This window comes from Brachybacterium sp. AOP43-C2-M15, from assembly GCF_052446295.1.
In the GTDB taxonomy this organism is placed as follows: Bacteria; Actinomycetota; Actinomycetes; order Actinomycetales; family Dermabacteraceae; genus Brachybacterium.
The window spans coordinates 397,596-417,558 of record NZ_JBQSWB010000001.1 but is presented as its reverse complement, the minus strand read 5'-3'; the positions used below and the strand labels follow the sequence as shown (position 1 = coordinate 417,558).

The window sequence follows — 19,963 nt, the reverse complement described above, 5'->3', positions numbered from 1 at the left end:
GATCACTCCTCGATCTCTTCGGCGTCGCCGTTCGGCGACTTCCCGGACTCGTCAGAGCCTAGATCATCGGCCCCGGCAGGAGCGCCCAGCGACGCGTCCTCGGCGACGATCTCCACAGCATCCCCGGATTCCGCGGCGGGATCGGCATCGACGATCTCGGGCGTCTCCGCCTCGTCCTCGTCGATCTCGGACTCCTGACCCGTGGTGACCAGCAGGATGCGATCTCCCTTGTCGGGCTTGGCGAAGGTGACGCCCATGGTGGTGCGTCCCTTCGCGGGGACGCCCGCGACCTGGGAGCGGACCACGCGGCCGCGCTCCATCACCACCAGCAGCTCCTCGGACTCCTCGACCACGGCGGCACCGACCAGGTGACCGCGGTCGTCGGGCAGCTTCGCGACCCGGATGCCCAGGCCGCCGCGGCCCTGCAGGCGGTACTCGTCCACACTCGTGCGCTTGGCGAAGCCGCCGTCGGTGACGGTCACCACGAAGGTGCCCGGTCGCACCACGTCCATCGCGAGCAGCCGGTCGTCGTGGCGGAACTTCATGCCCGTCACACCGCTGGTGGCACGGCCCGTCGGGCGCAGCACGTCGTCCGCCGCCGGGAACCGCACGGACTGGCCGTTGCGGGAGACCAGCAGCAGCTCGTCCTCCGCGTTGACCGAACGGGCGGCGATCACCCGATCGGGGCGGATCCCCTCGGCGCCGTCCACGTCCCGCAGGTTGATCGCGATGATGCCGCCGGTGCGGTTGGAGTCGAAGGCCGTCATCGGGGTCTTCTTGACCAGGCCCGACTCGGTGGCGAGCACGAGGTACTGGGCGTCCTCGTAGCTGTCGATGGCGAGCACGGAAGCGATGTGCTCGTCGGGCTGGAAGGCCATCAGGTTCGCCACGTGCTGGCCCTTCGCGTCCCGCGGCGCCTCGGGCAGCTCGTAGCCCTTGGCCCGGTAGACACGGCCCTGGTTGGTGAAGAACAGCAGCCAGCGGTGGGTGGTGGTGGTGAAGAAGTGCTCGACCACGTCGTCCTCGCGCAGGGACGCACCGCGCACGCCCTTGCCGCCCCGCTTCTGGGCCCGGTACTGGTCCTCGCGGGTGCGCTTGACGTAGCCGCCGCGGGTGATGGTGACGACCACGTCCTCCTCGGGGATCAGGTCCTCCATCGACATGTCGCCGGAGAAGGGCATGATCTTCGTGCGCCGCTCGTCGCCGTACTTGTCGACGATCTCCGTGAGCTCCTCGGAGACGATGTCCCGCTGACGCTGCGGATCGGCGAGGATCGCGGTGTACTCCTCGATCATCGCCTGCAGGCGGTCGTGCTCCTCGATGATCTTCTGCCGCTCCAGGGCGGCCAGCCGGCGCAGCTGCATCGCGAGGATCGCATTGGCCTGGATCTCGTCGATCTCGAGCAGGTCCATCAGCCCCGTGCGGGCCTCGTCGACGTCGGGCGAGCGCCGGATCAGCGCGATGACCTCGTCGAGCGCGTCGAGCGCCTTGAGGTAGCCGCGGAAGATGTGGATCTGCTCCTCCGCCTTGCGCAGGCGGAACCTCGTGCGGCGCACGATGACGTCGATCTGGTGCTTGACCCACTCACGCACGAAGGAGTCGATCGACAGGGTGCGCGGCACCCCGCCGGCGAGGGCCAGCATGTTCGCGGAGAAGTTCTCCTGCAGCTGGGTGTGCTTGAAGAGATTGTTCAGCACCACCTTGGCGACCGCGTCGCGCTTGAGCGTGATGACCAGGCGCTGGCCGGTGCGGCCGGAGGTCTCGTCCGTGATGTCCGCGATGCCCTGGATCTTGCCGAGCTTGACCATCTCGGCGATCTTCCGCGCGAGGGTGTCGGGGTTGACCTGGTAGGGCAGCTCGGTGACCACGAGCGACATGCGGCCGTTGATCTCCTCGGTGGAGACCACGGCGCGCTGGGTGATCGAGCCCCGGCCGGTGCGGTAGGCGTCCTCGATGCCGGAGGTCCCCACGATGGTGGCGCCGCTGGGGAAGTCGGGGCCCTTGATGCGCTGCATGCACGCCTCGAGCAGCTCGGGCTTGGTGGCCTCGTGGTTCTTCAGCAGCCACTGGACGGCGTCGGCGACCTCCCGCAGGTTGTGCGGGGGGATGTTGGTGGCCATGCCGACGGCGATGCCGGCGGAGCCGTTGACCAGCAGGTTCGGGAAACGGGCGGGCAGCACGGTGGGCTCGTCGACCGTGTTGTCGTAGTTGCCCTGCATGTCCACGGTGTCCTGCTCGATGTCGCGCACCAGCTCGAGGGCCAGCGGCGCCATCTTGCACTCGGTGTACCGCGGGGCGGCCGCGCCGTCGTCGCCCGCGGAGCCGAAGTTGCCCTGGCCGAGGATCAGCGGGTAGCGCATCGACCACGGCTGCACGAGGCGCACCATGGCGTCGTAGATCGCGGAGTCGCCGTGGGGGTGGTAGTTGCCCATCACCTCGCCGACCACCTTCGCGCACTTCGAGAAGGAGCGGTCAGGGCGGTAGCCGCCGTCGAACATCGCGTAGACGATGCGGCGGTGGACGGGCTTGAGGCCGTCGCGCACGTCGGGCAGTGCGCGCGAGACGATGACGCTCATCGCGTAGTCGAGGTAGGAGCGCTGCATCTCCTGGTTGAGGTCGACCTGGGTGATGCGGTCGATCTCGCCCTCGTCCAGCGGGTCCACCAGGGTGACGGTGCGGGAGGCCGCCTCGTCGGCGGAGATCTCATGGGCGCCGTCGGGCGCCTCCTGGCCGCCGACGCCGGCGCTCTGCGCGGGGGTCGGCTCGTCGCTCGCGGGGATCTCGCCCGGGATCTCGCTCGGGATCTCACCGGAGGTCCCGCCGGGGTTCTCGTCGGGGTTCTCGTCGGGGTTCGTGGGGTCCTGCGGGGTGTCGCTCATGGGGCTGGAGGCCTTTCGGGTGGGGCCGGTGGATCAGGGTCCCCGGGGGCGCGCGGAGCGAGCCGGCGCCGCGCCGGGGGGCCGACGTCAGATGTCGAGGAAGCGGACGTCCTTCGCGTTCTCCTGGATGAAGCGGCGGCGGGACTCGACGTCGTCCCCCATCAGCACGGAGAAGATGGTGTCCGCGTCCGCGGCCTCGTCGACCGTGACCTGCTTCAGGGTGCGGGAGGCGGGGTCCATGGTGGTGGACTGGAGCTCCTTCCAGTCCATCTCGCCCAGACCCTTGTAGCGCTGGATCCCGTTGTCCTTGGGCATCCGACGGCCGGCCGAGCGGCCCGCCTCCATGCGCTCGTTGCGCTCCTCGTCGCTGAACACGTACTCGTGCGGGGCGTTGGACCACTTCAGGCGGTACAGCGGCGGCATCGCGATGAACACGTGGCCGAGCTCGATGAGCGGGCGCATGTAGCGGAACAGCAGCGTGAGCAGCAGGGTGCAGATGTGCTGGCCGTCCACGTCGGCATCGGCCATCAGGATGATCTTGTGATAGCGCAGCTTGGTGGCGTCGAAGTCCTCGCCGATCCCGGTGCCGAAGGCGGTGATCAGGGAGCGGACCTCCTGGTTGTCCAGGGCACGGTCCAGTCGCGCCTTCTCGACGTTGAGGATCTTGCCGCGGATGGGGAGGATCGCCTGGGTGCGCGGCTCCCGGCCGGAGACGGCGGAGCCGCCCGCGGAGTCGCCCTCGACGATGAAGATCTCGCACTCGCCGGGGTTGCGGGAGGCGCAGTCGCGCAGCTTGCCGGGCATGCCGCCGGTCTCCAGGGGGGACTTGCGGCGGGTGGCGTCGCGGGCCTTGCGAGCCGCTTCCCGGGCCGCCGCGGCGGCCTGTCCCTTGAGCACGATGGCCTTCGCCTCGGAGGGGTGGGAGACGAACCAGTCCTGCAGCTGATCGGTCATCACCTTGACCATGAAGGTGCGGGCGATGGTGTTGCCGAGCTTGGTCTTCGTCTGCCCCTCGAACTGGGGCTCGCCGAGCTTCACCGAGACCACCGCGGTCAGGCCCTCGCGGATGTCCTCGCCGGTGAGGTTGGCGTCCTTCTCCTTGAGCAGGCCCTGGGCGCGCCCGTAGCGGTTGACGATCGAGGTCAGCGAGGAGCGGAAGCCCTCCTCGTGGGTGCCGCCCTCATGGGTGTTGATCGTGTTCGCGTAGGTGTGCACCGACTCCGAGTAGGCGCCGGTCCACTGCATGGCGACCTCGACGGAGATGTGCGCCTCGGTGTCCTCGGACTCGAAGGAGATGATGTCGGGGTGGATCACCTCGGCCCGCTTGGCCGTGTTGATGAACTCGACGAAGTCCTGCAGGCCGCGCTCGTAGTGGTAGGAGACGGTGCGGGGGCCGTCGTCCTTCTCGGCGCCCTCCGCCTCGAGCTCGACGTCGACCAGGTCCTCGTCCTCGGCGTCGGACGCCTCGGGGACGCGCTCGTCGGTCAGCGAGATGCGCAGGCCCTTGTTGAGGAAGGCCATCTGCTGGAACCGCTTGCGGAGGGTCTCGAAGTCGTAGTCCGTCGTATCGAAGATCTCGTCGTCGGCCCAGAAGGTGATGGTGGTGCCGGTCTCGTCGGTCTCCTCGCCCTTGACGAGCTCGGCCTCGGGCACGCCGCGGGAGTAGGCCTGGCGCCAGACATGGCCCTGGCGGCGGATCTCGACCTCCATGCGGATGGAGAGGGCGTTGACCACGGAGGAGCCCACGCCGTGCAGACCGCCGGAGACGGCATAGCCGCCGCCGCCGAACTTGCCGCCGGCGTGCAGCACCGTGAGCACCAGCTCGACGGCGGGCTTGCCCTCGGTGGGGTGCATGTCCACGGGGATGCCGCGGGCATGGTCGATGCAGCGCACGCCGCCGTCGGCCAGCAGCGTGACCTCGATCGTGTCGCCGTGGCCGGCCATGGCCTCGTCCACCGAGTTGTCGACGATCTCCTGGACCATGTGGTGCAGGCCGCGCTCCCCGGTGGAGCCGATGTACATGCCGGGGCGCTTGCGGACCGCCTCGAGGCCCTCGAGGACGGTGATGTCCGAGGCCTCGTAGTGCTCGGGGGCGTGCGCCGCGCGCTCACCGGCGGTGGTGGCCGTCGCGGGATCCGCCGCCTCCTGTGTCGCACCGGGCGACGGGTCCGGGACACCCTGGGGTGCGTCCTGGTCGGGCATGGGGCGGTCGCTGTCGCTCACCTGATGTGGCTCCTCGCAGTCCTGGGTCCCCCGTTCGGAAGTGCGTCGGGGGTGGTTCGGGGGTCCCTCGCGGAGGACGATCCCCAGCTCAGCACGCAGGCGGCCCACGGAGGTGCCTCGCGCGCGCACGCGCGAGCAGCACTCGCAGGCCACAGCGATCGAGCCGGGCGCATCGAAGTCCACGAGGACGTCGGTGGACGTCGGCCGAACCCCCATGATTCTAGCGGACAACCGCCCTCGAACCTATTCTCCCCGGCGATTCTGTGGACGACGCGACCCGGAGCGGCCCCTGGACGCCCCGGAACCGGCTCGTCCTCGGGCTCGGGGGCCGACCGACGGGGGCCGGTACCCCTCCCGGGGTGCTCGCGCGGCACAGGCGCATCTGGCGTCCCGGCGGTCCGGTCTCAGTCCCGGGGGCCGGGCGAGGCCTGCGGGCGGCCGAGTCCGGCGAGCACCTCCGCCGTGGCCAGTGCGGCCGCGGCGGCCTCGTGCCCCTTGTCCTCGACGGAGCCCGGAAGCCCGGCCCGATCAAGAGCCTGCTGATCATCATCGCAGGTGAGGAGCCCGAATCCGAGAGGCACGCCGTGATCGAGAGCGACCCGGGAGAGACCGTCGGTCGCCGCCTGGCACACGTACTCGAAGTGGGGCGTGCCGCCCCGGACGACCACGCCGAGGGCGATCACGGCGTCGTGGTCCCGGGCCAGGCGGTCCGCGACCACGGGCAGCTCGAAGGATCCCGGGACCCGCACCAGGCGCGGGTGCTCGACGCCGGCCTCCCGGCAGGCACGCAGGGCGCCGTCGATCAGTCCGTCCATGACCTGCTGGTGCCAGGAGGCCGCGACGATCGCGACCCGGGCGTGGGGCAGCTGCGGGAGGGTGGTGGTGTCGGGGCGTCCGTGTCCGCTCATGGGAGGGATCCTTCCGTGGTGATCGTGGTGGGGGCGTCGAGGGGGCGGGTGGGATCGGCGACGACGGCGTCCGGCAGTCCGCTCAGGTGGTGGCCGAGCCGGTCGCGCTTGGTGGTGAGATAGGCGAGGTTCTCGAGGGTGGGGTGGGTCGTCAGCGGACGCGTGGAGACCACGTCGACGCCGCCGGCGCGCAGGGCGGCGGCCTTGTCCGGGTTGTGGGTGAGCAGCTCGATGCCGCCGACCCCGAGATGCGCCAGGATCCGCGGGACCACCGCGTAGGAGCGGGCGTCGACGGGCAGGCCCAGGTCGAGGTTCGCCTCGACGGTGTCGCGCCCCGCGTCCTGCAGGGCGTAGGCGCGCAGCTTCTCGAGCAGGCCGATGCCGCGCCCCTCGTGACCGCGCAGGAGGATCAGGAGACCGCGCCCCGCCTGGTCGATCCGGGTCAGGGACTCCTCGAGCTGCGGGCCGCAGTCGCAGCGCCGGCTGCCCAGGACGTCCCCGGTCACGCACTCGGAGTGCACGCGGGCGAGCACCGGCTCGGCGCCGGTCAGATCACCGCGGGTGAGGACCAGGTGCTCCGCCCCTCCCTCCCGCACGGCGAGGGCCCGGAACGTGCCGTGGCGGGTGGGGAGCTCGACGGGCGCCGTGACCTGCAGCGGCGCCGGCTCCTCGCCGGCGGTCCGATCGACGGTCCCGGTCCGGTCAGCGCCGGGCACCGACGCCTCCTGCGCGCCGGCGAGCCGATGCCGCACGAGCTGCTCGATGGAGATCATCGCCAGGCCGTGCTCGTCGGCGAAGTCGCGCAGGGCAGGACCTCGGCGCATGGTGCCGTCGTCGTGGACCAGCTCCACGATCATCCCCACGGCCGGGAGGCCGGCGAGGCGCGTGAGGTCGACGGCGGCCTCGGTGTGGCCGCGCCGCTCGAGCACGCCGCCGGGGCGGGCGCGCAGCGGCAGCACGTGGCCGGGGCGGATGAGGTCCTCCGGACCGGTCCGTTCCGCGGCGAGCACCCGCAGGGTACGGGCGCGGTCGGCTGCGCTGATCCCGGTGGTGACGCCGCTCGCGGCGTCGACGCTCACCGTGTACGCGGTGCGCAGCGGGTCTGCGCTCTCGGCCACCATGAGCGGCAGCCGCAGGTCGTCGGCCCGCTCGGTGCTCATCGGGGCGCAGAGCAGGCCGCTCGAGTGGCGCACCGCGAAGGCGACCTGGGCGTCGGTGGCGGTGGCGGCGGCGAGGATCAGGTCGCCCTCGTTCTCGCGGTCCTCGTCGTCGACCACCACCACGGGGCGACCGGCTGCGAGCGCGTCGAGGGCGTCGGTGACGACGTCCAGGCGCAGCCCGCTCATCGCCCTGCCTCCGTGGTTGCTGCCTCCGTGGATGCTGCGTCCGGCTGCACCGCACCGGCGGCCGCCAGGTGCGGGGCGGTGAGCTTCTCGACGTACTTGGCCAGCACGTCCACCTCCAGGTTGACCCGGTCTCCCGCGCCGCGCCGGCCGAGGGTGGTGCGGGCGAGGGTCTCGGGGATCAGCCCGATGGTCGCGATCCGCTCCTCGAGCGAGGCCACGGTGAGGCTCACCCCGTCCACGGCGAGGGATCCCTTGGGCACCACGTAGCGGGCGAGGCCCCGCGGATCCTCGTCGTCGGTGGGCAGCTCGAGGCGCAGCAGGGTGGTGCCGGGCAGCTCCTCGCGCTCGAGGATCCTCCCGACCGCGTCCACGTGACCCTGGACGATGTGACCGTCCAGGCGGGCGTCGGCCCGTACGGAGCGCTCGAGGTTCACGCGGTCGCCGGGGGCGAGGGCGCCGAGCGTGGTCGCGGCGAGGGTGGTGTCGATGACGTCGGCGCTCCACAGCTCCCCGTCGACGGCGGCGACGGTGAGGCAGCAGCCGTCGACCGCGATGGAGTCGCCGAGGGAGGTGCCCTCGAGCACGTGCGGGGAGCGGAGCCGCAGGCGCGTGGCGCCGTCATCGGGCGAGGTGGTGAGCTGCTCGACGGTGCCGAGCTCTTCGATGATGCCGGTGAACATGGTGCCTTCCGGGTCAGGCGGCGCGCGGCCGCAGGGTGAGGCGGAGGTCGGTGCGACCGTCCGCGGAGGTGAGCGGGGTGACGTCCGCCAGGTCCAGGTCGAGGCGGTCGGCGAGGGTGGAGATGCCGAGATCGCCGATCCCCGCAGGGCCGGTGCCGAGCAGGGTCGGGGCGAGATGGACGATCAGCTCGTCGACCGCGCCGGCCGCGAGGAAGCCCGCCGCCAGCGTGGGACCGCCTTCGAGCAGGACATGGCGCAGTCCGCGGTCGAACAGGGCGGCGAGAGCGATCTCCGGGTCCCGGGTCCGCAGCACGATCGCCTCGCCGGCACCCTCGAGGGCGGGCAGGGCGGGGGCCCCTCCCGTGCCCATGACCGCGCGGACGGGCTGGCGTGGGTGGAGGGTGCCGTCGGGCCGACGGGCGGTCAGGCTCGGTCGATCGGTGCGGGCCGTGCCGGTGCCGACCAGGACGGCGTCGCAGGTGGTGCGCAGGAGGTGGACCTCCTCGCGGGCGGCGGGGCCGGTGATCCAGCGACTGCTGCCGTCGGCCGCCGCGGCGCGCCCGTCGAGGGTGAGGGCGAGCTTCGCGGTGACCAGGGGGCGGTCGCGGACGAGGCCGTGCTCCCATCCGCGGTTCAGCGCGGCGGCCGCGGCGGCGAGATCCTCGGGAACGTCCGTCTCCACCTCGATCCCGGCGGCGCGGAGGTGCTCGATCCCTCCTGCGGCCTCCGGGTTCGGATCCTCGCGGCCGACGACGACACGACGCACTCCGGCCCGGATCAGGGCGTCCGCACAGGGTGGGGTACGTCCGTGGTGGGTGCAGGGCTCGAGGGTCACCACGGCCGTGGCCCCGGCCAGGGTTCCGCTGAGGTCCCCGTCGGCGCCGGAGAGTGCGCAGGTCAGTGCCGCGGCCTCGGCGTGCGGTGTGCCCGCGCCGCGGTGGTGCCCCTCGGCCAGCACCCGGCCGTCCGCCCCCAGCAGCACGCAGCCCACGCGCGGGTTCGGTCCGTGAGGCACCGCGGGATCGGCCGCGATCACGAGAGCGCGGCGCAGCGCCTCGTGCTCGATCCTGCTCAGCATGGTCTCTCCTCCGGTCCGCAGCTCGCGGTCCGGAGAGAGGGAGGGGTCACGGGGACGGCGTCACTCGGGGTGCCGGCGGAGAGCGCACACAGGGTGCGCCGACCAGGGCCGTCCGAGGACGACGTCGCGTGCGCTTCCCATCCGGACTCTCACCGTCGGTCCAGGAGTTCCACCTGGTCAGCCGAGGGCCAGAGGCCATCGGGTCGCGGACTGTCACCGCCGGCTCGGAATTTCACCGACCCCAGTGCACGCGAGCTCTTCAGCTCGTCGACGACCACGGTAGCAGGAGGGCCGGGGACTGTGACGGACTGTGTCCGCTCGTCCCTCGCAGTTCGTCGATCAGCCCCTGCACCCCACGCCGATCTCCTCCCGCTCGTCCCTCGCAGTTCGTCGATCAGCCGTAGGTGTCGCGGGGGCCGCGCCAGGTGACGGTGCGCCGACCCTTCTTCCAGCTGCGCTCGGCGGCGGCCGGGCCGGTGACCTTGAGCTCGGAGACCACGTGCGAGCCGACGTGCTCCTCGATGGTGGTGATCAGCTGCGGGGTGAGCATCCGCAGCTGCGAGGCCCAGGCGGAGGAGGAAGCGCTGACCACCAGCACTCCCTCCTCGAAGGAGACGGGTCGGCAATGGGTCGCGAGCCGCTCTCCCACGATCTCCTCCCACTCCTCCAGCACCCGCCCGGTGTTCATCCCGGCATTCCATCCGAGGTTCCCGAGCACCTTCTTGAGCACCAGATCGATCCCCTGCGGATCGCGGGGATCGGGGCGCGATCCGGAGTAGCCGGGCGCGCGACCCGATCGATCGCGCACGTCGCGAGCCTGCGTCTTCGCCGAGATGGGGAACAGTCCCCGGTCGCGGGCCGCGGCGCGGGAGCGGTTCACGGTGCGCCGGGCGAGCTCGAAGGGATCCGGGGCCTCGGGCAGCTCGGGCGGGTCGAAGAGCGGCTCCGGGGCGGGGACCGCATCGGACCTCCGCAGGTCGTGCTCGGCGACATCGGGCCGCACCGTCCCCCTCCGCGGCGCCGCCCCCTGCCGCAGCTGCGCGGCCGGCTGCGGCGCCTCCGCGCCCGCGGGCACGTCTGCCCCTGCTCCGGACCAGGTCGAGAGGCCGTAGGGGTTCGCGAGGCGCGGCCGCCCGGGACCGGTGCCTCCGCCGCCGGACCCTCCGCGCCCGGATCCACCGCTGCCCGATGCGCCCCGGTCGCTCACAGCCCTCCGCTCCCCCCGCGCGGCACCGCGTCGCCGAGGCTCACATCGACCACGTGGATCTCGCCGTCGAGGGAGTCGGGGATGTCGGTGTCGTTCGCCGTGGTGATCAGCACCTGCGACGCAGCCGTGACGATCCTGCCCAGACGCTCGCGACGGTGCACATCGAGCTCGCTGAACACGTCGTCGAGGACGAGGATCGGCTCGCCGTCGCCGAGGTCCCCCTCCTCGAGGCGGAGCAGGTCGTAGGAGGCCAGGCGCAGCGCGAGCGCGAGGGACCAGGATTCGCCGTGACTCGCATAGCCCTTGGCCGGGAAGTCGTGGAGTCGGATCTCCAGGTCGTCACGGTGGGGGCCGGTGAGGTTCGTGCCGCGATCGATCTCCTCGTCATGGCTCTCACCCAGCATCTCGAGCATCCGGTCATGGATCTCCCGGGTGCTGGGCAAGGCGCCCGGTGCCGCGCCGAGCGCATCGAGCACGGCCGAGCGATACAGGATCCCGGCCGGGGAGCTCCCCTCGCCGCGCTGGTCGGGAGGGAGGTCGAGCGCCTGCTCGGCCCCCTCGTCGGTCGAGACCCGCAGGTAGGAGTAGCCCAGGTGAGGGCTCAGCCGGTTGACGAGGTGCAGGCGCGCGCGGAGCAGCTCGGCACCGTGGCGTGCCAGCTGCTGGTCCCAGACCTCGAGGGTGGCGGAGGCGGTCTCGGCGGGATCCAGGCCCCCGACGCTGCGGCCGCTGCTTCCACGCCGCATGGAGCGCATCTGCTTGAGCAGGTTCCCGCGCTGCTTGAGCACCCGGTCGTAGTCCGCCTTGACGGAGGCGAAGCGGGGCGCGATCTCGAACAGCAGCTCGTCGAGGAACCGGCGCCGACCCTCGGGATCGGCCTTGACCAGGCCCAGGTCCTCGGGGGCGAACAGCACCGCCCGCACCTCGCCGAGCAGGTCACGGAGCCGGGCGACGTTCTGCCCCTGGAGCCGTGCACGGTTGGACTTCCCCGGCGTGATCTCGAGGTCCACCTGGAGGGGCCGTCCCGCGCGCACGAAGCTCGCGCGCACGATCGCGGTGCTCTCCCCGCGGTGCACCAGTGCGGCGTCGTGCGGGACCCGATGGCTGGAGAGGGTCGCGAGGTACCAGACGGCCTCGACGATGTTGGTCTTGCCCTGGCCGTTCTTCCCGACCATCACGGTGATGCCGGGGGACACGGCCAGGGAGAGCCGCCGGTAGGAGCGGAAGTCGGTGAGGTCGAGCGAGGTCAGCTGCACGGAGGGAGCTCTCCCTCCCTCAGATCCGCATCGGCATGATGAGGTACTTGTACGAGCTGTCGGGATCGCCCTCGAGGGAGTCCTGACCGGTCATCACCGACGGCTTGATCGAGTCGGTGAAGGTCAGCCGCACGAACTCGCTGCCCATCGCGTTCAGACCGTCGAGCAGGAACCCGGAGTTGAAGCCGACCACCAGGTCCTCGCCCTCGAGATGCGCCTCGAGGACCTCACTGGCCTGCGCGTCGTCCCCGGCGCCGGCCTCGAGCGCGACCTGCCCCGCGGTGAAGGACAGCCGCACGGGGGTGTTGCGCTCGGCGACCAGCGAGACGCGCTTGACCGCGTCGACGAGGGCGCCGGTGGCGACCACCGCGGTGATCGCGGAGCTGTCGGGGAACAGTCGGCGCACCGGCGGGTAGTCGCCGTCGACCAGGGTCGAGGTGGTGCGGCGGCCGCCCGCCTCGAAACCGATCAGGGTCGCCGAGGCGTCGTCGGACAGGGCGATCTCGACGCCGCCGCCGGTGGACAGCGAGCGGGCCACCTCGTGCAGGGTGCGGCCCCTCACCAGAGCGGTGAGCTCGGTCCCGGGAGTGCTGGGGTTCCAGGTCAGCTCCCGCAGCGCCAGGCGGTAGCGGTCGGTGGCCATGAGCGTCATGGTCTCGCCGGTGATCTCGACCTTCACCCCGGTCAGCAACGGCAGGGTGTCGTCCTTGGACGCGGCGACGGTGACCTGCGAGATCGCCTCGGCGAAGACGTCCGCGGCGACGGAGCCGGCCACCGGGGGCATGCTCGGCAGCTGCGGGTACTCCTCGACGGGGAGGGTGGCCAGGGCGAACCGCGCGCTGCCGCAGCGGACCTGGAGCTTGGTGCCCTCGAGCGCGATCGAGACGTCCTTGTTCGGCAGGGCGCGCACGATGTCCGAGAGCATCCGCCCCTGGACCAGCACCTCGCCGGGCTGCTCGACCTCGGCCTCGAGCCGGATCTGAGCGCTGACCTCGTAGTCGAAGGTCGAGAGCTGCAGCTCGCCGCTCGCGTCGGCGACGATCCGCACGCCCTGCAGGATCGGCATCGCCGGTCGGACGGGGAGGGTTCGGGTGGCCCAGGAGACGGCGTCGCCCAGGACGCCGCGATCGAGGTGGAACTTCACCGTTGCCACTCCTTCGCAGTGGTCGAGTCACAAGTCATTCCCGACCGCGTCAGGCGACGCGGTCGAACGGTGCACAGCGTATCGGGTCCCGAGGACTCCCGACGACACACCGACGAAGATCCTTGACTTCCCCGTCGGCCCGGTGCCGCGCACGACCTCGCCGTCCATCGCCGCACCGCCGCCGGTCCTCGCGACACGCCCCCATCTCGTCGAGGCTTCCTGTGGTTCCCGAGCACCCGAATCCCACGATCCGCGATCGCTCCCCGGCAGCCCACCCGTCCACATCCCCCTCGAGCAACTACTGACAGTCCTCTTCATCACGACTGTGGATCTCGTGGACAACTCGCATCTGTGCAGGTCATCAAGGACGATCACGGCGTGCACAGATCGTTGACGAGTGTCATCGGTCCGTGCATCGACTGTGCACGGACCGTCCGTCCCGGCGATTTCCTGTCATTCGTCCGTGCACATCGACTCCTGCGCAGATGCCCGTTGCTCCACACTGTCCACAGAGTTATCCACAATTGGGGAGAACCACGTGGTGACCTGCTGTGTTCTTCTGGCGGCCCGTCGACGCCGCGAGCGTCACTGACGGGTCGCCGAGCTCGAGCTCTTGATCCGCGCTGTGAGCTCCGTGACCTGGTTGAAGATCGCACGACGCTCCTTCATCAGCTCGCTGATCTTCTTGTTGGCGTGCATCACGGTGGTGTGATCGCGACCGCCGAACTCCTCGCCGATCCTGATCAGAGGCATGTCCGTGAGCTCACGGCATAGGTACATGCCGATCTGTCGAGCGGAGACCAGCCGGCGCGACCGCCCGGTGCCCACGATCTCCTCGACCGACAGGCCGAAGTAGGTCGCGGTCTGGGCGATGATCGTCGAGGCGGTGATCTGTGCCCCGTCGTCATGGGAGAGGAGATCCTTCAGGACGCTCTCGGCGAGGGTGACGTCCATCGGCTGCCGTGACAGCGAATGCAGGGCCTGCACCCTGATCAGCGCTCCCTCGAGCTCCCGGATGTTCGTGGCGATGTGCGAGGCGATGTACTCGAGCACCTCATGGGGCACCTCACCGGTGTTCTCCTGCGCCACCTTCTTGCGCAGGATCGCGATGCGGGTCTCGAGGTCCGGCGGCTGCACGTCCGTCATCAGCCCCATCTCGAAGCGCGAGCGCATGCGGTCCTCGAACCCGCCGAGCTCCTTCGGGGGCAGGTCCGAGGTGATGACGATCTGCTTGTCCGTGTTGTAGAGCGTGTTGAAGGTGTGGAAGAACGCCTCCATCGTCTCGGGCGCTCGCTGCAGGAACTGGATGTCGTCGATCAGCAGGATGTCGATGTCCCGGTAGCGGCGCTGGAACTCCTGGGCCTTGCCGAACTGACCGGACTGCACCGAGTTGATGAAGTCGTTGGTGAACTCCTCGGAGTTCACGTATCGCACCACCACGTCCGGGTAGAGGCTCTGGGCGTAGTGGCCCACGGCGTGCAGGAGGTGCGTCTTGCCCAGGCCCGAGCCGCCGTAGATGAACAGCGGGTTGTACGCCTTCGCGGGAGTCTCCGCGACGGCCGAGGCGGCGGCCTGTGCGAACCGGTTGGAGGAGCCGATCACGAAGGTCTCGAAGGTGTACTTGCTGTTCAGGCGGGAATCCTCGCCGAGGGTCGACCCTCCGGAGGGTGACGGACGACGGGGAGCGGGCCCCGGGGACGGCGCCGAGGACCCGGTCAGCGCCGAGAGGCCCGCGTAGGCGCTGGGATCGTCGGCGGCACGGCCGCGGTAGTCGCGGTGGGTGGCGAAGCGCTCGGCGCCGGAGGCGAGGGCGGCCGAGCCGGCGGATCCGCTGCTGGGAAGGGCGGGACGGCCGGGCTGCGCGCTCGAGGGGAGGACCGACCCCTCGTCCCGACGGAACGGGGCGGTGTTGCCCTCGCCGCTGTGGACAGCGTGGTCGACGTTGTCCACAGCGCTGTCCACAGGATGTGCATCCGTGGAGGTGGACCCGGAGGTCAGAGGAGCCGGAGCCCCCGGATCGTCGGTGTCCTCCTCGAGCAGGAGGGACTCGTCCACCGTCACCGCGAAGCGGGTGTCGCGCTCGGTCGCCTCGCTGAGAGCGGCCTTGAGCGATCCCGCGATCCTGTGCTCGAACAGCTCCTTCGCCGAGGTCGACGGCGCTGCGACCAGGGCGGTGTCTCCGACCACGGCCATGAGACGGGAGAGGGTGAGCAGGGCGATGACACGCTGCGACACGGTGTCGTCGCGGCGCAGGGTCTCGAGCGTGCGCTCCCAGATCGCGTCGGCGTTCGCCTCGTTCATCGGGTCTCCCTACAGGTCGTGCGGCGGTCGGGACAGTTTTCCACAATAGCTTCCCTCTTGTGGATCAGGAATGTGGACAACCGGCGGTGAGGTGCGCCTCCCCACCCGTCCTCCTCGCACCGTCGGTCCCTGCGCGGCCCAACGACGGCCCTGTCCACCGCGAAACGCCGGACGGCACCCGCGCGAAGTGAGAATCCGGCCACACCTCGCCGACTGGGGGCCTGTGCCGTTGACCCCGCTGGACGCCGCGCCTAACATCGTGCAGTCAGCGCTGCGCGCCGTCCCGATACGGTTCCCGGATCCACTGCGGACCCCTTCCGGCATCGGATCGGACCTCGGCAGCCGCCCCGCCTCGGCGGGTGCGCCCGGACTTCCCGTTCGTGCAGCAGACCACAGACCACCGCGAGGGGCATGCCCGTGCCCACGATCGAGGAGAACCATGAGCAAGCGCACGTTCCAGCCGAACAACCGCCGTCGCGCCCGCAAGCACGGCTTCCGCGCCCGCATGCGCACCCGCGCCGGCCGCGCCATCCTGAACGCCCGCCGCGCCAAGGGCCGCTCCGAGCTCTCCGCCTGAGGCGGGTCCTCGAGACGGTCCGCGTCCTGGTCCCGGTGGTGCCGTGAGCTGGTCCCGTCACCGGCTCCATTCCGGTGACGAGTTCCGCGCCGTCACCCGCGGCGGCGTACGCAGCGCCCGATCCCACGTGGTCGTGCACCTCTCCCTGCTGGGGCAGGGGGACGAGGCACCCCGCGTGGGATTCGTCGTGTCCAAGAGGATCGGCAATGCGGTGGTGCGCAACCGCGTCACCCGGCGCCTGCGCGAGATCGTCCGTCCGCACCTCGCGACCCTGCCGCCGGGGTCCGCGATCGTGCTGCGGGCGCTGCCCGGGATCCAGGACCAGCCGTTCGCGGCGCTGCAGGACGACGTCGGCTCCGCCCTCGCCTCCGCCGAGCGGAAGCTGGCCCGGCGCCGGGAGGGAGCGCGATGAGCGCGAGCGGTCGGTCGGCCGCGCTGCTGCGGCTGCCACGACGACTGCTCATGCTCCCGGTGCGCGGCTACCAGGTGGGGATCTCGCCCTACACCCCACCCGCCTGCCGCTACGACCCCGTGTGCTCCCAGTACGGCATGGATGCCCTGCGGGTGCACGGCGCCGTGAAGGGGACACTGCTGACCGCCGGGCGGATCCTGCGCTGCAATCCGTTCACGCGCGGGGGCCTGGACCCGGTCCCCGCCCCCGGCATGTGGAGGAATCCACGCCGACTGCGGCACCCGGCTCGCTAGGGCCTACCCTTGTCCAAGACTCCCGACCACAGCCGACACCTCGCATGAACGGCATGCGCATCCGTGCGGCAGGAAGATCAGGCCGATGAACCCCCTGTATCCCATCGAGTGGGCCGTCGCATGGCTCATGGTGCAGTTCCATGCGCTGCTGTCCGTGTTCATGGATCCGGACGCCGGCATCACCTGGGTGCTCTCGATCGTGGGCCTCACGGTCGTGGTGCGAACCCTGATCATCCCGCTGTTCGTGCGGCAGATCCGCGCCTCCCGGGCGATGCAGATGGTCTCTCCCGAGCTCCAGGCCGTCCAGAAGAAGTACAAGGGCAAGACCGACCAGGAGTCCCGCCAGAAGATGGCGGCGGAGACCATGGCGCTCTACAAGGACGCCGGTGCGAGCCCGTTCTCCTCGTGCCTGCCGGTGCTGCTGCAGATGCCGATCTTCTTCGGTCTGTTCCAGGTGCTGTTCAGAAAGCTGCCGGGAGCGGCCGAGGGTGAGGCGTTCGGACCCCTGACCACGGAGCTCGCCCGCAGCGCGAGCAACTCCACCTTCTTCGGCGACGTCACCATCGCCAGCAGCTTCCTGAACTCCGGCGACGGCGGGATCACCGCCAAGATCGTCGCGGGTCTCATCATCGCTGCCATGTGTGCGGTCACCTTCTTCACCCAGAAGGAGCTGACCATGAAGAACATGCCCAAGGCAGCTCTCGAGGGCCCCATGGCCAGCACCCAGAAGATGATGCTGTACATGCTCCCGTTCATCTACGTGATCACGGGACCGGCCATGCCGATCGGTGTGCTCGTCTACTGGCTGACCACCAACGTGTGGACCTTCGTCCAGCAGTACATCGTCATCCGCGCCACGCCGACGCCGGGATCGGACGCGGAGAAGGAGCGCCACGCGCGCATCAATGCCAAGCGGGAGAAGAAGGGCCTCGAGCCGTTGGACTTCACCCCGCCGAAGAAGGTCTCCGAGGAGCCCGAGCCCGAGGCTCCGATCCGGGTGCAGCCTTCCAAGAGCAAGGGCGGCAAGAAGCTCTCCGACGAGGAGAAGCTCGAGCGTGCCCGCGAACTGCGCGCCAAGGCCGCGGAGGAGCGCCGCAAGGCCCAGGAGGAGTCCGGTGAGACCCCGGCGCCGCCGCCGTCCGCCTCGCCCCTGAACAAGGGCGCGAAGAAGAAGAAGCGCAAGAAGTGACCTCGTTCCCGGGAGCACGGTCGCTCCCGGGGCGCATCCCCACCCCTTCCCGGAGGACCACGAATGAACCTGAACGAGACCACGCCTGATCTCGCTGCGTCCGACGAGTCCGCGGAGCAGCGGCCCGAGGAGCGGCAGCGCCTCGCCGAGCAGTCGACGGAGGAGTCGTCGAGCCCGGCCCCGGAGAGCCCGGCCCCGGCGACGACCGAGTCCGTCGAGAGCAGCGAGCCGGCCGAGTCCGCCGAGACGGCAGAGTCCACCGAGGCTGCTGAGTCCGTGACCCCCGACGCCCCGGCTCCGGAGGCGACGGCGCACACGGTCGGGGGCGCGGATTCCGAGGCCACGGAGTCCGAGGCGTCGGAGTCCGGGGCGTCGGACTCCGACGAGGACGAGGAGAGCACCGAGGAGCGCGTGCGCCGACTCGAGGAGGAGGGCGACATCGCCGCCGACTATCTCGAGGAGCTGCTGGACATCGCCGATCTCGATGGTGACATCGACATCGACGTGGACGGTGACCGGGCGTCGGTCGAGATCCGCGGGGCGGACAGGCTCGCCGGGCTCAACCGCCCCAAGGGGGACCTGCTGGACGCACTGCAGGAGCTCTCGCGCCTCGCCGTGCAGACCCGCACCGGCAACCGCTCCCGCCTGATGCTGGACATCGGCGGATTCCGGGCGGAGCACAAGACCAGCCTCGAACAGCTCGCGGCGACCGCGATCGCCGAGGCCAAGGAGTCCGGTGCCCCGGTGCCCATGCGGCCCATGAACCCCTTCGAGCGCAAGGTCGTCCACGACGTCGCCAAGCAGGAGGGTCTGCGCTCGGAGTCCGACGGCGACGGCAAGAACCGCCATGTCGTGATCTACCCGGCGTCCTGAGGCGACTCGTGCATCCACTGCCTCCGTCCCTGCGGACCACGGCCGAGCGTCTGTTCCCCGCCGAGCGTCTCGAACTGGCCGAGCGCTTCGCCGTCCTGCTCGCCGAGCAGGGACCCGAGCGAGGACTCATCGGGCCCCGCGAGGTCGACCGGCTGTGGGAGCGGCACCTGCTCAACTGCGCGCTGATGGTCGACGCGATCGACCCGTCGGCCGCGACCCTGGCGGACGTGGGCTCCGGAGCCGGACTGCCGGGCGTGGTGATCGCGATCGCTCGGCCCGAGCTGCAGGTCACCCTGATCGAGACCATGCAGCGCCGCGCGACCTGGCTCGAGGAGGTCGACGCCGAGCTCGGCCTCGGACTCGAGGTGGTGCGGGCCCGCGCGGAGGATCTCCACGGGCGGCGCAGCTTCGAGGTCGTGACCGCCCGCGCGGTCGCCGCCCTCGACAAGCTGGCTCGCTGGACGCTGCCGCTGGTCGCCGAGGACGGTGTGCTGCTGGCCATGAAGGGCTCCTCCGCGGCCGACGAGCTCGACTCCGCGCAGAAGGTGCTCACCAGGCTCGGGGGGACGGAGCCCACCATCTCCCGCTACGGGATGGGCGAGGTCGAGGTTCCCACTACAGTGGTCCAAGTGCGTCGCCGGGCGACGGCGACCAGGAAGGGAGATGCACGTGGCTGAACAGCGCGATGGCTCCTCCTCGGGGCAGGGCGCCATGGAGGACACCCCGCTGATGCGCGAGCTCACCCGGGATCATGCCCGTCGGAAGAAGCTCGAGAGCGTGGACTTCTCCCGTCCCGGCGACACCCGCGTCATCACGGTCGCCAACCAGAAGGGTGGCGTGGGGAAGACCTCCACCACCGTGAACCTCGCGGCGGCCCTGTCGATGGGCGGTCTGAACGTCCTGGTGATCGACGCCGACCCGCAGGGGAACACCTCGACCGCGCTGAACATCGAGCACCATGCCGAGGTTCCGAGCATGTACGAGGTGCTCGTGGAATCCGCACCGCTGTCCGAGGTGGTGCAGGACGTCCCCGACATGGAGCGGCTGCAGTGCGCGCCGGCCACGATCAACCTCTCCGGTGCGGAGATCGAGCTGGTCTCCCTGGTGGCGCGCGAGAACCGGCTGCGCAACGCGATCCGCGACCACCTCGAGCTGCGTGACCAGCAGGGGATGGACCGGCTGGACTACGTGCTCGTGGACTGCCCGCCCTCGCTGGGCCTGCTGACCGTGAACGCGCTGGTCGCGGCCCGTGAGGTGCTGATCCCGATCCAGGCCGAGTACTACGCGCTCGAGGGGCTCTCGCTGCTGCTGAACAACATCGACCTGATCCGGCAGCATCTGAACCCCGATCTGGTGGTCTCCACGATCATGCTCACGATGTACGACGCCCGCACCCGCCTCGCGGCCCAGGTCGCGCAGGACGTCCGGGACCACTTCCCGGAGCAGACACTGGAGACCACGATCCCGCGCTCGGTGCGGATCTCGGAGGCACCGAGCTACGGGCAGACGGTGCTGACCTATGATCCGAGTTCGAGCGGTGCGCTGGCCTATCGGGCAGCTGCCTTCGAACTCAACACCCGCCCCGCTCCTTGACTCC

The 19,963-nt window shown here is 70.6% G+C and carries 17 protein-coding genes and 1 riboswitch; of the genes, 7 read left to right on the top strand and 10 right to left on the bottom strand.

Annotation, left to right across the window (positions count from 1 at the left end; genetic code table 11):
- Positions 1-2: 2 nt before the first annotated feature.
- The 10 genes from gyrA to dnaA form a co-directional block, all read right to left on the bottom strand.
- Positions 3-2,879, bottom strand: coding sequence for a DNA gyrase subunit A (gene gyrA / locus ACT3SP_RS01875; protein WP_444585533.1), 2,877 nt, complete (start codon positions 2,877-2,879; stop codon positions 3-5).
- A gap of 87 nt (positions 2,880-2,966) precedes the next feature.
- Positions 2,967-5,081 carry a DNA topoisomerase (ATP-hydrolyzing) subunit B gene (gyrB, locus tag ACT3SP_RS01870; RefSeq protein ID WP_444585559.1) on the bottom strand — a complete coding sequence of 705 codons (2,115 nt, stop codon included), beginning with the start codon at positions 5,079-5,081 and terminating at the stop codon, positions 2,967-2,969.
- Between the two features lie 425 nt (positions 5,082-5,506).
- The gene (gene ribH / locus ACT3SP_RS01865) at positions 5,507-6,010 is read right to left on the bottom strand and encodes a 6,7-dimethyl-8-ribityllumazine synthase (RefSeq protein WP_444585532.1); all 504 of its coding nucleotides are present in this window, start codon (positions 6,008-6,010) and stop codon (positions 5,507-5,509) included.
- Positions 6,007-7,356 carry a 3,4-dihydroxy-2-butanone-4-phosphate synthase gene (gene ribB / locus ACT3SP_RS01860; RefSeq protein ID WP_444585531.1) on the bottom strand — a complete coding sequence of 450 codons (1,350 nt, stop codon included), beginning with the start codon at positions 7,354-7,356 and terminating at the stop codon, positions 6,007-6,009. The genes ribH and ribB overlap by 4 nt, the downstream gene beginning before the upstream one ends.
- A complete protein-coding gene (locus ACT3SP_RS01855; protein ID WP_444585530.1) occupies positions 7,353-8,036 on the bottom strand; it encodes a riboflavin synthase in 684 nt (227 codons plus the stop codon). Before ACT3SP_RS01855 ends, ribB begins: the two co-directional genes overlap by 4 nt.
- 13 nt (positions 8,037-8,049) lie before the next feature.
- Entirely contained in the window at positions 8,050-9,114 is a 1,065-nt protein-coding gene (ribD, locus tag ACT3SP_RS01850; RefSeq protein WP_444585529.1) for a bifunctional diaminohydroxyphosphoribosylaminopyrimidine deaminase/5-amino-6-(5-phosphoribosylamino)uracil reductase RibD, read from the bottom strand.
- A 124-nt stretch (positions 9,115-9,238) separates the two neighbouring features.
- A riboswitch (FMN riboswitch) is annotated at positions 9,239-9,368 on the bottom strand.
- Positions 9,369-9,508: 140 nt separating this feature from the next.
- On the bottom strand, positions 9,509-10,117 hold the full coding sequence (locus ACT3SP_RS01845) for a DciA family protein (protein ID WP_444585528.1): 609 nt from the start codon (positions 10,115-10,117) through the stop codon (positions 9,509-9,511).
- Between the two features lie 200 nt (positions 10,118-10,317).
- Entirely contained in the window at positions 10,318-11,577 is a 1,260-nt protein-coding gene (gene recF, locus ACT3SP_RS01840) for a DNA replication/repair protein RecF (RefSeq protein ID WP_444585527.1), read from the bottom strand.
- Positions 11,578-11,596: 19 nt separating this feature from the next.
- Positions 11,597-12,721 carry a DNA polymerase III subunit beta gene (dnaN, locus tag ACT3SP_RS01835; RefSeq protein WP_444585526.1) on the bottom strand — a complete coding sequence of 375 codons (1,125 nt, stop codon included), beginning with the start codon at positions 12,719-12,721 and terminating at the stop codon, positions 11,597-11,599.
- Between the two features lie 585 nt (positions 12,722-13,306).
- The gene (dnaA, locus tag ACT3SP_RS01830) at positions 13,307-15,022 is read right to left on the bottom strand and encodes a chromosomal replication initiator protein DnaA (RefSeq protein ID WP_444585525.1); all 1,716 of its coding nucleotides are present in this window, start codon (positions 15,020-15,022) and stop codon (positions 13,307-13,309) included.
- A gap of 439 nt (positions 15,023-15,461) precedes the next feature.
- On the opposite strand from dnaA, the gene rpmH reads away from it, so the two are divergent.
- The 7 genes from rpmH (at position 15,462) to ACT3SP_RS01795 (ending at position 19,959) form a co-directional block, all read left to right on the top strand.
- A complete protein-coding gene (gene rpmH, locus ACT3SP_RS01825; protein WP_444585524.1) occupies positions 15,462-15,599 on the top strand; it encodes a 50S ribosomal protein L34 in 138 nt (45 codons plus the stop codon).
- A gap of 43 nt (positions 15,600-15,642) precedes the next feature.
- A complete protein-coding gene (gene rnpA / locus ACT3SP_RS01820) occupies positions 15,643-16,011 on the top strand; it encodes a ribonuclease P protein component (RefSeq protein WP_444585523.1) in 369 nt (122 codons plus the stop codon).
- The gene (gene yidD, locus ACT3SP_RS01815) at positions 16,008-16,304 is read left to right on the top strand and encodes a membrane protein insertion efficiency factor YidD (protein ID WP_444585522.1); all 297 of its coding nucleotides are present in this window, start codon (positions 16,008-16,010) and stop codon (positions 16,302-16,304) included. Before rnpA ends, yidD begins: the two co-directional genes overlap by 4 nt.
- An 85-nt stretch (positions 16,305-16,389) precedes the next feature.
- Complete coding sequence (gene yidC / locus ACT3SP_RS01810) at positions 16,390-17,493, top strand: membrane protein insertase YidC (protein WP_444585521.1); 1,104 nt, start codon at positions 16,390-16,392, stop codon at positions 17,491-17,493.
- Between the two features lie 63 nt (positions 17,494-17,556).
- Positions 17,557-18,366 carry a R3H domain-containing nucleic acid-binding protein gene (locus tag ACT3SP_RS01805; RefSeq protein ID WP_444585520.1) on the top strand — a complete coding sequence of 270 codons (810 nt, stop codon included), beginning with the start codon at positions 17,557-17,559 and terminating at the stop codon, positions 18,364-18,366.
- Positions 18,367-18,374: 8 nt separating this feature from the next.
- Complete coding sequence (gene rsmG / locus ACT3SP_RS01800) at positions 18,375-19,043, top strand: 16S rRNA (guanine(527)-N(7))-methyltransferase RsmG (RefSeq protein ID WP_444585519.1); 669 nt, start codon at positions 18,375-18,377, stop codon at positions 19,041-19,043.
- Positions 19,030-19,959 carry a ParA family protein gene (locus ACT3SP_RS01795; protein ID WP_444585518.1) on the top strand — a complete coding sequence of 310 codons (930 nt, stop codon included), beginning with the start codon at positions 19,030-19,032 and terminating at the stop codon, positions 19,957-19,959. Before rsmG ends, ACT3SP_RS01795 begins: the two co-directional genes overlap by 14 nt.
- The last annotated feature ends 4 nt before the right edge of the window (positions 19,960-19,963 follow it).